We start from the raw sequence: 12,400 nt of genomic DNA on the forward strand, positions 1-12,400 counted from the left end.
TACCTCGCTTTCATTGATAAGTCTAGTATGCCATAAAGTTTCTAAAATTGCTTAGATTTGATACGAAAAAAAGATGAGATTGGTTGGTCTCATCTTTTATAGGGCTTTATTTTACAAAAGCATTGATTTCTGCTTCGATGTTAGCAATTTTAACTTGTGATTCTTCGTTGGTTTCACCTACAACTGCAATGTAGAACTTGATTTTTGGTTCTGTACCTGAAGGGCGAACAGCAATCCATGAACCGTCAGCAAGTGTGTATTTCAACACATCACTTGGAGGAGTTGTTAAGTTTGTAACAGTACCGTCAGCAGCAGTAGCAGTTTGAGCTTTGAAGTCTTCTACGACAGTGATAGCTGTTGCATTCCATTCTTTTGGAGCATTGTTACGGAATTTAGCCATAATCGCTTTGATTTGTTCAGCACCATCGACACCTGAAAGGGTAACAGAGATAGTTTTTTCTGCGTAGTAGCCGTACTCTTTGTAGATTTCTTCGATACCGTCAGCAAGGGTTAAACCACGTGAACGATAGTAAGCAGCAAGTTCAGCAACGACTAGAACAGCTTGGATAGCGTCTTTATCACGTACGAATGGTTTAATCAAGTAACCGAAGCTTTCTTCAAATCCCATCATGTAAGTGTGATTGTGTTGTTCTTCGAATTCTTGGATTTTCTCAGCGATAAATTTGAAACCTGTCAAAACGTTGAACATAGTTGCGCCGTAGCTTTCAGCAATCTTCGTTACCAAGTCAGTTGATACGATAGATTTACATAGGGCTGCATTTTCTGGAAGAGTTCCAGCATTTTTGTGGGCTTCCAAGATGTATTTAGCCATGATAGCACCGATTTGGTTACCTGAAAGGTTGAGGTAGCTACCATCTTTTTGAAGAACTTCAACACCAACACGGTCAGCATCAGGGTCAGTTGCCACAAGAACATCTGCACCAACTTGACGACCAAGTTCTTCAGCAAGGGCAAAGGCTGCTTGGCTTTCTGGGTTTGGAGATTTTACAGTTGAGAAGTCTGGGTCAGCAGTTGCTTGCGCTTCAACGACTTGAACAGAGTCAAATCCTGCTTGGGCAAGAGCACGACGAGCCAACATTTCACCAGTACCATGAAGTGGTGTGTAGACAATCTTCATGTCTTTACCAAATTCTTCAATCAAGGCTGGGTTGATGTTTACGTCCTTAACCTCTTTAAGATATTCTACGTCAACAGCTTCGCCGATAACTTCAATCAAGCCAGAAGCTTTTTCAGCTTCCACATCAGCAACTTCAACTGCAAATGGGTTTTCGATTGCACGGATATATGTAGTCAAAGCGTCCGCGTCGTGTGGAGGCATTTGTCCACCGTCTTCACCGTAAACCTTGTAACCGTTAAATGGTGCAGGGTTGTGACTGGCTGTGACCATGATACCCGCGAAACAGTTGAGGTGACGAACTGCAAATGAGAGTTCTGGAGTTGGACGAAGGCTTTCAAATACATAAGATTTGATACCATGTTTAGCAAGAACTGCTGCAGATTCAAAGGCAAACTCAGGTGAGAAGTGACGGCTATCGTAGGCAATTGCGACACCGCGTTCTTTTTCGTTTCCACCTTTAGACTCAATCAAACGAGCCAATCCTTCAGTAGCTTGACGCACAACGTAGATGTTGATGCGGTTTGTACCAGCACCAATCAAGCCACGCATACCTGCAGTACCAAATTCAAGATTTGTATAGAAGGCATCTTCCTTCGTTTTTTCATCCATATTTTCCAAATCTTGACGAAGGTAATCAGGAAGCTCCGCAAAATCAACCCATTTCTGGTAATTTTCTTGGTAAGACATTGAAATTCTCCTTTTTGTAAATTGTTTTAACCGTTCACATTATAGCACTTTTTAGCGTTTTAGTAAAACGGTAGCATAATTTTCAGAAAAGTAGTGACATATGCCTGTTTATCAAGTCTTGAATGCCTTAGGGAAACATGCTATACTACTCTTATGATTATTTTACAAGCTAATAAAATTGAACGTTCTTTTGCAGGAGAGGTTCTTTTTGATAATATTAACCTACAAGTTGATGAACGTGATCGGATAGCCCTTGTTGGGAAAAATGGTGCAGGTAAGTCTACTCTTTTAAAGATCTTAGTTGGAGAAGAGGAGCCAACTAGTGGAGAAATCAATAAGAAAAAAGATATTTCTCTGTCTTACCTAGCCCAAGATAGTCGTTTTGAGTCTGAAAATACTATCTACGATGAGATGCTTCATGTCTTTGATGACTTGCGTCGGACTGAGAAACAACTGCGTCAGATGGAGCTAGAGATGGGAGAAAAGTCTGGTGAGGACTTGAATAAGCTGATGTCAGATTACGACCGCTTATCTGAGAATTTTCGCCAAGCAGGTGGCTTTACCTATGAAGCTGATATTCGAGCGATTTTGAATGGATTTAAGTTTGACGAATCTATGTGGCAGATGAAAATTGCTGAGCTTTCAGGTGGTCAAAATACTCGTCTTGCGCTGGCCAAAATGCTCCTTGAAAGGCCCAATCTCTTGGTCTTGGACGAGCCAACCAACCACTTGGATATTGAAACCATCGCCTGGCTAGAGAATTACTTGGTAAATTATAGCGGTGCCCTTATTATTGTCAGCCACGACCGTTATTTCTTGGACAAGGTTGCGACAATTACGCTAGATTTGACCAAGCATTCCTTGGATCGTTATGTGGGTAATTACTCTCGTTTTGTCGAGTTGAAAGAACAAAAACTAGCTACTGAGGCAAAAAACTATGAAAAGCAACAGAAGGAAATCGCGGCTCTGGAAGACTTTGTCAATCGTAATCTAGTCCGAGCTTCAACGACTAAACGTGCCCAATCTCGACGTAAACAACTGGAAAAAATGGAACGTTTGGACAAGCCTGAAGCTAGTAAGAAAGCAGCCAACATGACCTTCCAGTCTGAAAAAACGTCGGGCAATGTTGTATTGACTGTTGAAAATGCGGCTATTGGCTATGATGGGGAAATATTGTCACAACCTATCAACCTAGACCTTCGTAAGATGAATGCTGTTGCCATCGTTGGTCCAAATGGAATCGGCAAGTCAACCTTTATCAAGTCTATTGTTGACCAGATTCCTTTTATCAAGGGAGAAAAGCGCTTTGGCGCTAATGTTGAGGTTGGTTACTATGACCAAACCCAAAGTAAGCTGACACCAAGTAATACGGTGCTGAATGAACTCTGGAATGATTTCAAACTGACACCAGAAGTTGAAATCCGCAACCGTCTAGGTGCCTTCCTTTTCTCTGGTGATGATGTTAAAAAATCAGTCGGCATGTTGTCAGGTGGCGAAAAAGCTCGTTTGCTTTTAGCTAAATTGTCTATGGAAAACAACAACTTCTTGATTCTGGATGAGCCGACCAACCACTTGGATATTGATAGCAAGGAAGTGTTGGAAAATGCCTTGATTGACTTCGATGGAACTCTTCTCTTCGTCAGCCACGACCGTTACTTTATCAATCGTGTAGCAACTCATGTTCTAGAATTGTCTGAGAATGGTTCAACTCTCTACCTTGGAGATTACGATTACTATGTCGAGAAGAAAGCAGAAGTAGAAATGAGTCAGACTGAGGAAGCTTCAACTAGCAATCAAGCAAAGGAAGCAAGCCCAGTTAATGACTATCAGGCCCAGAAAGAAAGTCAAAAAGAAGTTCGCAAGCTCATGAGACAAATCGAAAGTCTAGAAGCTGAAATTGAAGAGCTAGAAAGTCAAAGCCAAGCCATTTCTGAACAAATGTTGGAGACAAATGATGCCGATAAACTGATGGAATTACAGGCTGAGCTGGACAAAATCAGCCACCGTCAGGAAGAAGCTATGCTTGAATGGGAAGAATTATCGGAGCAGGTGTAAAAGGAGAAAACAGATGGTAGAATTTAGATATTTTAACACAGAATATAAGAAAGTAACCAATAAGACATTTTCAGATAGTTTTGTTTTTTTTAAAGATAATTGGAATGACTATGGTTATAATATTACTTTTAGTGTTTATTATTATGATAATGATTGTAGTGAAAGATACATAGGTAGTTATAGAATTTATGAATCTGAAATAGAAGAACAAGAGAATGCGGATGGAATTAAATCTATTTTTGAATTATCTAAAGATGATTTTGATAGGAATCAAAAATATTCTTTAGCTTGTAATCTAGAGTTTTATCAAAAATTGTATGAATTTTCACAGGATTACTATGATGATTTTCTAAAAGAGCACAATGATTTAACACTTAATGATATACCAGAAGATATAAAAGAAAATAGTGGAGTAAAGAAAGCTCTCTTAAGAAATGATGGGATAACAAAAAGTGAAGATATAATAGATTTTAATAGTGAAATACAAAGAATCGATTCAGAATTAAATGTTGGTAATTGTGTTTCAACTGAGAAATATTTAGAACTTATTTTTGATTATATTTTGGAAATATTAATGGATGATGAAATAACTGAGGATAATAAAAAGTTAGTTTTCAAAATTGTTGGAGGGTGTAATTTTAATTTTGAATTATTAAATAAATTAGCCAGATATTTTTTAGATAATCTAAACTATGGCCAACATCAAAATGGTATTGATTTATTACTTTCCTTACTTGAAAGAACTAATTTTGATCAATTAAAGTCAGAGCTAGAGACCATTAAAAATGAAGATTTAGGAAAAATATCAACTAGTGTTAAGAAAATTAAGGACAAATTAAGATACTCTCGAACTACAAACGATGACAGTTTTATTCACTATACTTCCCTAAATACATTAAAATTTTTGCTTTATAAAACTGATGATAAAAATAATTATCCTAGATTACGGCTTAGCAATGCCAGACAAATGAATGATCCAAATGAAGGATATACATTTCTCAATTTCATAGGTATTGAGAAAGAGAAGCTGTCTGAAACCGATTATGATACATCGCCGTTCTTCTTTGCTTCTATGACACAAACTGGAGGTGAACAAAATCTAGATGATAGTCTTCCAATGTGGAAGCAGTATGGTGATGATGCAAAAGGGATTAATCTAACATATCATTCTGAGTACATTAAAAGCTTAATAAAAGATGGAATAGAAATTTATAAAGTTTGTTATAATGTTAAGGAAGATTTACTAGAGGAAGAAATAAATTCAATAAAATCAGCATTTAATGAAATTAAAAATTATGACGATGATAAAGAAAAAGAAGGTATCTTTTTATCAGCATTAAACCTAATTGATGACATTCGTTATTTGTTTAAAGATGCAGATTACAGCTATGAAAATGAATATAGAATTATTCAATCTTATGAAGGCAACGAAGATGTTATTTTTTCTAGCGAAAGTTCTAATAGTGTGATTCCTGGTCTATATGCTTATATTGACAAAGAACTAAAATATTCCAAAATTAAACTTGGTCCTAAATGTGATGATATTGATTTTGTTGCTCCCTATATAAAATTCGTTGATAGAAATATTGAAGTAACTAAGTCGCAAATATCTTATCGTTAATTCATTAATTTTGAATGTTTATTTTGTAAAAAAGGGTGTAAAGATGGAACATCTTGGAAAAGTATTTCGTGAATTTCGGACGAGTGGAAATTATTCTTTAAAGGAGGCGGCAGGGGAGTCTTGCTCTACCTCTCAGTTATCTCGCTTTGAGCTTGGGGAGTCTGACCTAGCAGTCTCGCGTTTCTTTGAGATTTTGGATAACATTCATGTCACAATCGAAAATTTCATGGATAAGGCTAGGAATTTTCACAATCATGAACATGTTGCCATGATGGGACAAATTATTCCGCTTTACTACTCAAATGATATTGTAGGTTTTCAAAAGCTTCAAGAAGAACAACTTGAAAAGGCTAAGAGTTCGACGAATCCCCTTTATTTTGAGCTGAATTGGATTTTGCTACAAGGTCTGATTTGTCAAAGAGATGCGACTTATGAGATGAAGCAGGATGATTTGGATAAGGTAGCAGATTATCTCTTCAAAACAGAAGAATGGACCATGTATGAATTGATTCTTTTCGGTAACCTCTATAGTTTCTACGATGTGGACTATGTCACTCGGATTGGTAGAGAAGTTATGGAGAGGGAGGAGTTTTACCAAGAGATTGGTCGTCATAAGAGATTGGTGTTGATTTTGGCCCTCAATTGTTACCAGCATTGTTTAGAGCATCTTTCTTTTGACAATGCAAGCTATTTTGAGACTTATACAGAGAAGATTATTGGTAAAGGTATTAAGCTTTATGAGCGTAATGTTTTTCATTATTTAAAAGGTTTTGCCTTGTATCAAAAGGGACAGTGTAAAGAAGGTTGTAGCCAAATGCAAGAGGCCATGCATATTTTTGACGTGCTAGGTCTTCCAGAGCAAGTAGCCTATTATCAGGAACACTACGAAAAATTTGTCAAAGATTAATTTTCCCAAATAAGGGAAAAAATAAAAAGCTCCTTTCAGTTTTGATACAATAGTTTCAAAATTTGAGAGGAGTTTTTATATGAATCGCTATGCAGTACAGTTGATTAGCCGTGGAGCTGTTAACAAGATAGGGAATATGCTCTATGATTATGGAAATAGTGTTTGGTTGGCTTCCATGGGAACTATCGGACAGACAGTTTTAGGAATGTATCAGATCTCTGAACTCGTCACATCTATTCTCGTAAATCCCTTTGGTGGAGTCATTTCAGACCGTTTTTCTCGTCGTAAGATTTTAATGGCGGCAGACCTTGTTTGTGGAATTCTTTGTCTGGCTATTTCTTTCATAAGGAATGATAGCTGGATGATTGGGGCTTTGATTTTTGCCAACATTGTTCAGGCTATTGCTTTTGCCTTTTCTAGACCTGCAAATAAGGCCATTATCACAGAATTAGTAGAGAAGGATGAACTGGTCCTCTACAATTCTCGTTTGGAGTTGGTCTTGCAGGTTGTCAGTGTGAGTTCCCCTGTACTCTCTTTTCTGGTTTTACAATTCGCAAGTCTCCATCTGACGCTCTTACTAGATGCTTTGACTTTTTTTATAGCATTTGTTCTAGTGGCCTTACTTCCAAAAGAAGAACCAATGGTTCAAGATAAGAAACCTTTTACTGGGAAAGATATTTTTGCGGATATCAAAGATGGCTTGCACTATATCTGGCATCAAAAAGAGATTTTCTTTCTTCTGTTAGTGGCTTCCAGCGTTAATTTCTTTTTTGCGGCTTTTGAGTTTTTGCTTCCTTTTTCAAATAAACTATATGGAGTAGAAGGAGCTTATGCGACTATCTTAACCATGGGTGCGATTGGCTCAATTATAGGAGCACTGATAGCAAATAAATTTAAATCAAGTATGAATACACTTTTGTTCTTATTGATTTTAACAGGAGTAGGAGTTTTCATGATGGGTTTGCCACTACCCAATATTTTAGCCTTTTCTGGAAACCTGATTTGTGAACTCTTTATGACGATTTTTAATATTCACTTCTTTACACAGGTACAGACCAAGATTGATGGAGAATATCTGGGTAGGGTATTGAGTACCATTTTTACACTAGCTATTCTCTTTATGCCGATTGCGAAAGGTTTGATGACCTTGCTTCCAAGTGTTCATCTTTATTCTTTCTTGATTATTGGACTTGGAGTTGTAGCCTTATCTTTCTTAGCTCTCGGATATGTTCGAACTCATTTTGAAAAAGAGACATAAGTTTGCTTGGACTTCAAAAATAATTCCAATCTAAGTGTTTTTTCCGCCCTTCTCGTTTGTGAGGAGGGCTTGTTTTATGGTAAAATGGTTTTATGAGTAAAAGAATGAATGAGTTAGTCGCCTTGCTCAATCGCTATGCGACTGAGTACTATACCAGCGATAATCCGTCGGTTTCAGACAGTGAGTATGATCGCCTTTACCGAGAGTTGGTTGAGTTAGAAACTGCCTATCCAGATCAAGTGTTAGCAGATAGTCCTACCCATCGTGTTGGTGGCAAGATTTTAGATGGTTTTGAAAAATACAGTCATCAGTATCCTCTTTATAGTTTGCAGGATGCTTTTTCACGTGAGGAGCTTGAAGCTTTTGATGCGCGTGTTCGTAAGGAAGTGGCTCATCCGACCTATATTTGTGAGCTGAAAATCGATGGCTTGTCTATCTCGCTGACGTATGAAAATGGGATTTTGGTTGCTGGGGCAACACGTGGAGATGGTTCTATTGGTGAAAATATAACAGAAAATCTCAAACGTGTTAAGGACATTCCATTGATCTTGCCAAAAGAACTAGATATCACGGTTCGTGGGGAATGTTATATGCCACGCGCTTCTTTTGACCAGGTTAACCAAGCTCGCCAAGAAAATGGAGAGCCTGAATTTGCTAATCCTCGTAATGCAGCAGCAGGAACACTGCGTCAGCTGGATACAGCAGTAGTTGCCAAGCGTAATCTTGCCACTTTCCTCTATCAAGAAGCCAGCCCTTCAACTCGTGATAGTCAAGAAAAGGTTTTGAAGCACCTAGAACAACTAGGTTTTGTGGTCAATCCTAAGCGAATCTTGGTAGAAAACATAGATGAAATTTGGAATTTTATCCAAGAAGTAGGACAGGAACGGGAAAATCTGCCTTATGATATTGATGGAGTTGTAATCAAGATCAATGACCTAGCAAGCCAAGAAGAACTTGGTTTTACCGTTAAGGCTCCAAAGTGGGCAGTAGCCTATAAGTTTCCTGCTGAGGAAAAAGAAGCTCAACTTTTATCAGTTGATTGGACAGTTGGCCGTACGGGTGTTGTGACTCCAACTGCAAATCTGACTCCTGTTCAGCTTGCTGGGACAACTGTTAGCCGTGCGACTCTACACAATGTGGATTATATTGCTGAAAAAGATATCCGCAAAGACGATACGGTTATCGTCTATAAGGCTGGAGATATCATCCCTGCTGTTTTACGTGTGGTAGAGTCAAAACGGGTTTCTGAAGAAAAACTGGATATCCCTACAAACTGTCCAAGTTGTGACTCTGATTTGTTGCACTTTGAAGATGAAGTGGCTCTCCGTTGTATCAATCCGCGTTGCCCTGCTCAAATCATGGAAGGCTTGATTCACTTTGCCTCTCGAGATGCCATGAATATTACAGGCCTTGGTCCTTCTATAGTTGAGAAACTCTTTGCTGCTAATCTAGTCAAGGATGTGGCAGATATTTACCGTTTGAAAGAAGACGATTTCCTCCTTTTAGAGGGGGTTAAGGAAAAGTCCGCTGCTAAACTGTATCAAGCCATTCAAGCATCTAAGGAAAATTCTGCCGAGAAACTCTTGTTTGGTTTGGGAATTCGTCATGTCGGAAGCAAGGCCAGTCAGTTGTTACTTCAACATTTTCATTCAATTGAAAATCTGGCTCAGGCAGTTCCAGAGGAAGTGGCTAGTATTGAAAGTCTGGGTGGTGTGATTGCCAAGAGTCTCCAGACTTATTTTGCGACAGAAGGCTCTGAAATTCTCCTCAGAGAATTGAAAGAAGCTGGGGTCAATCTGGATTATAAAGGTCAGACTGTAGTGGCAAATGCGGCCTTGTCAGGTTTGACCGTTGTATTGACTGGAAAATTAGAACGTCTCAAGCGCTCAGAAGCTAAAAGTAAACTCGAAAGTCTGGGTGCCAAAGTGACAGGTAGTGTTTCTAAAAAGACCGACCTCGTCGTTGCAGGTGCAGATGCTGGAAGTAAACTGCAAAAAGCACAAGAATTTGGTATCGAAGTTCGAGATGAAGCTTGGCTAGAAAGTTTGTAATAATCTTTAAAATCAGAGTTTAGATAATATAACTATGTTTGTTAATTGAGTCGAGATTTACAAAAAATTATTAGTGAACATAGAAAGAAAATAGAAGTAAAAAGGAAAAATAAAAAATGTATAACTACCCTATGCGCATTCATTACCATCGCAAGAATGGAGAATACGACACTTGCTCTTTTGTAAAAAGTCAGGACCAGCGGATTGATTTGCTGAGCTACAAAGAAGATTATTTTGGCGCTTTATTTAGTTTTGAACACCCAAGTTCTCATGCCTTAGAAAGCTTGAATTTTGTCGTTCATACAGGCCAAACCAGTAAAGAATATGCTATCCATTTTAATCACTATCCTCTTTTAACCGAAGTCTGGATTTTGGAAGGGGATGACAGGATTTATTATTCTGAAAATCCTGCTATTGCCAGTCCTTTCTATAAGAATCAAAATCCTTTTGCCTTTGATAAGGCCATTAACAGTGCTAGTTTTGACCATCATTGGGGTTACCAAGGGGAATTAGGGTGCCGTGTAGAGGATAATCAAGCTCATTTTGCTCTCTGGGCTCCAACAGCGACAGAAGTGCAGGTTGTTGTTTATGAATCTGCCGCTAACGATGCCCCTGTTTGGAAGACTTTTGAGATGGAAAGAGGCAATAGCTACTCTTATAATCATAAGGATAATACAATCGGTGTCTGGAGTTTGGATGTTGAGGAAGATTTGACTGGTAAGGCTTATCAGTATCAAGTCCAATTCCCTCATCACCAAAGTCTTACTCGCGACCCATACACTATCGCGACCAGTCCTGATGGCAAACGTTCAGCTATCCTTAGCCATGCAGAAAAGCAAGTTGAAAACTTTGAGGTCAAGCACGGTTCTGAAGCTACTTGGCGCTTGGAAAATCCATGTAAGGCAGTTATTTGTGAAATGCACATTCGTGATTTGACCAAATCACCGACCTCAGGTGTAGATGAACATCTTAGAGGAACTTTCTTGGGTGCTGCCCAAACTGGAACAGTTAACCAGTTTGGTCAGTCAACTGCTTTTGATTACATCAAGAAGCTGGGATATAATTATGTTCAGTTGCAACCAATTGCAGATCGTCATAAAGAATACGATGCGGATGGGAATGTAACCTACAACTGGGGTTATGATCCACAAAACTATAACGCACCAGAAACGAGCCTTTCAACCAATCCAGATGATCCAGCTCAGGTCATTCGTGATTTGAAGACCATGGTTCAAGCCTATCATGATGCGGGTATTGGTGTCATTATGGATGTGGTCTATAATCATACCTTCTCAGTTGTTGATGCACCTTTCCAAACAACTGTCCCTGATTACTATTATCGTATGAATCCAGACGGCACCTTCCAGAATGGAACGGGTGTTGGAAATGAAACAGCCAGTGAACACGAAATGTTCCGCAAGTATATGATTGATTCTCTCCTATACTGGGTGCAGGAATACAATATTGACGGCTTCCGTTTCGATTTGATGGGGATTCATGATGTTAAGACCATGCAGATGATTCGTCAGAGCTTAGATGAAATTGACCCTAACATTATCCTTTATGGAGAAGGTTGGGATATGGGAACAGGTCTTGCGCCTTATGATAAGGCCAAGAAAGACAATGCCTACCAGATGCCAAATATTGGTTTCTTTAATGACAATCAGCGTGATGCTGTCAAAGGTGGAGAAGTTTATGGTGCTATCAAGTCAGGTTTTGTCAGCGGTGCTGCGACAGAGCCAATTCTTGCCAAAGCAATTCTAGGCAGTCGTGAATTAGGAACCTATACACATCCAAATCAAGTGCTTAACTATGTAGAGGCCCATGACAATTACAATCTTCACGATTTGTTGGCAACCCTACATCCAGACCAAAGTTCAGAGCAAATCATGCGCAAAGTCGAAACTGCCACAGCCATGAATCTACTCATGCAAGGGATGGCCTTTATGGAAATCGGTCAAGAATTTGGTCGTACCAAACTGGTTGCGACTGGTGAAAATGGTGAACTGACCCATGATGATAGAGAACGTGCTATGAATAGCTATAATGCTCCTGACAGTGTGAACCAAGTGAACTGGGATTTGATTAATGAGCGTCAAGATAGTATTGCGTTTATCCGTCAGATGATTCGATTGAAGACAGAAAGCAGTGCCTTTTCTTACCCAACTTATGATGAGATTTACCATCATGTTTTTGTTCATTCAGCCAACGAACATAGTGGTTGGATTGCCTATGAGATTCAAGGGGAAGAACATTTACTGGTTGTATTTAATGCTAAAGGGCAAGACTTCCAGTTTGAAAATGCTGGAAATCTAGAACTATTGGTGACCAATAGCCATTTAAGTGATAAAGACATGGTTGGTGGCGTCAGTGCCAGCGTCTTTAAAGTTTTGTAGAATAGATTTACAATTTAAATTCATTTGTGGTGCTTTATCTGTTAATAAAATCAGGAGATTCGTTTCCTGATTTATTTTTTTACTTAAAATTATATTTTTGTTAGCTAAATAACGAACTTTATGATAGTATTATAAAAAACAATTCGTTTTCAAAGCGTTTCTGAAAATTTCCTGATTTACAAGTGAACACATCAGTGAATTTGTTGAAGACTTTCAAAAGATTTTTTTGAAAATTCCGTAATTTCCTTGAATCTTCTCTAAAAAGGTAGTATAATAAATCTATAGAA

Annotated in this window: 7 protein-coding genes; 6 read left to right on the forward strand and 1 reads right to left on the reverse strand. The window is 38.5% G+C overall.

Features of this window, described 5'->3' with window-relative positions; translation table 11 throughout:
• Positions 1–106: 106 nt before the first annotated feature.
• Positions 107–1,825 carry a phospho-sugar mutase gene (locus N8O80_RS00700; RefSeq protein ID WP_261026269.1) on the reverse strand — a complete coding sequence of 573 codons (1,719 nt, stop codon included), beginning with the start codon at positions 1,823–1,825 and terminating at the stop codon, positions 107–109.
• A 153-nt stretch (positions 1,826–1,978) separates the two neighbouring features.
• Between N8O80_RS00700 and N8O80_RS00705 the strand changes: the two genes are divergently transcribed.
• From N8O80_RS00705 to pulA, 6 genes are all read left to right on the forward strand, one after another.
• Complete coding sequence (locus tag N8O80_RS00705; protein ID WP_261026271.1) at positions 1,979–3,880, forward strand: ABC-F family ATP-binding cassette domain-containing protein; 1,902 nt, start codon at positions 1,979–1,981, stop codon at positions 3,878–3,880.
• Between the two features lie 13 nt (positions 3,881–3,893).
• A complete protein-coding gene (locus N8O80_RS00710; protein ID WP_261026274.1) occupies positions 3,894–5,501 on the forward strand; it encodes a DUF2971 domain-containing protein in 1,608 nt (535 codons plus the stop codon).
• A gap of 43 nt (positions 5,502–5,544) precedes the next feature.
• Positions 5,545–6,408, forward strand: coding sequence for an Rgg family transcriptional regulator (locus N8O80_RS00715; RefSeq protein ID WP_120770200.1), 864 nt, complete (start codon positions 5,545–5,547; stop codon positions 6,406–6,408).
• Between the two features lie 79 nt (positions 6,409–6,487).
• Positions 6,488–7,666, forward strand: a complete 1,179-nt coding sequence (locus N8O80_RS00720) for an MFS transporter (protein ID WP_120770201.1) — start codon at positions 6,488–6,490, stop codon at positions 7,664–7,666.
• A gap of 92 nt (positions 7,667–7,758) precedes the next feature.
• Positions 7,759–9,717: an NAD-dependent DNA ligase LigA gene (gene ligA, locus N8O80_RS00725; RefSeq protein WP_261026281.1), complete on the forward strand. Its 1,959-nt coding sequence runs from the start codon at positions 7,759–7,761 to the stop codon at positions 9,715–9,717.
• A gap of 116 nt (positions 9,718–9,833) precedes the next feature.
• Positions 9,834–12,113 (forward strand): type I pullulanase, encoded by a 2,280-nt coding sequence (gene pulA, locus N8O80_RS00730; RefSeq protein ID WP_261026283.1) that lies wholly within the window; start codon positions 9,834–9,836, stop codon positions 12,111–12,113.
• The last annotated feature ends 287 nt before the right edge of the window (positions 12,114–12,400 follow it).

It is taken from the genome of Streptococcus mitis, assembly GCF_946190155.1.
Taxonomy (GTDB): Bacteria; Bacillota; Bacilli; order Lactobacillales; family Streptococcaceae; genus Streptococcus; species Streptococcus mitis_CL.

What these genes read in the sequence shown, in the direction of transcription:
- N8O80_RS00705 (WP_261026271.1), top strand. Translation starts at nt 1,979, where the DNA reads ATGATTATTTTACAAGCTAATAAAATTGAACGTTCTTTTGCAGGAGAG.
- N8O80_RS00715 (WP_120770200.1), top strand. Translation starts at nt 5,545, where the DNA reads ATGGAACATCTTGGAAAAGTATTTCGTGAATTTCGGACGAGTGGAAAT.
- N8O80_RS00700 (WP_261026269.1), bottom strand. Translation starts at nt 1,825, where the DNA reads ATGTCTTACCAAGAAAATTACCAGAAATGGGTTGATTTTGCGGAGCTT.
- N8O80_RS00720 (WP_120770201.1), top strand. Translation starts at nt 6,488, where the DNA reads ATGAATCGCTATGCAGTACAGTTGATTAGCCGTGGAGCTGTTAACAAG.
- pulA (WP_261026283.1), top strand. Translation starts at nt 9,834, where the DNA reads ATGTATAACTACCCTATGCGCATTCATTACCATCGCAAGAATGGAGAA.
- N8O80_RS00710 (WP_261026274.1), top strand. Translation starts at nt 3,894, where the DNA reads ATGGTAGAATTTAGATATTTTAACACAGAATATAAGAAAGTAACCAAT.
- ligA (WP_261026281.1), top strand. Translation starts at nt 7,759, where the DNA reads ATGAGTAAAAGAATGAATGAGTTAGTCGCCTTGCTCAATCGCTATGCG.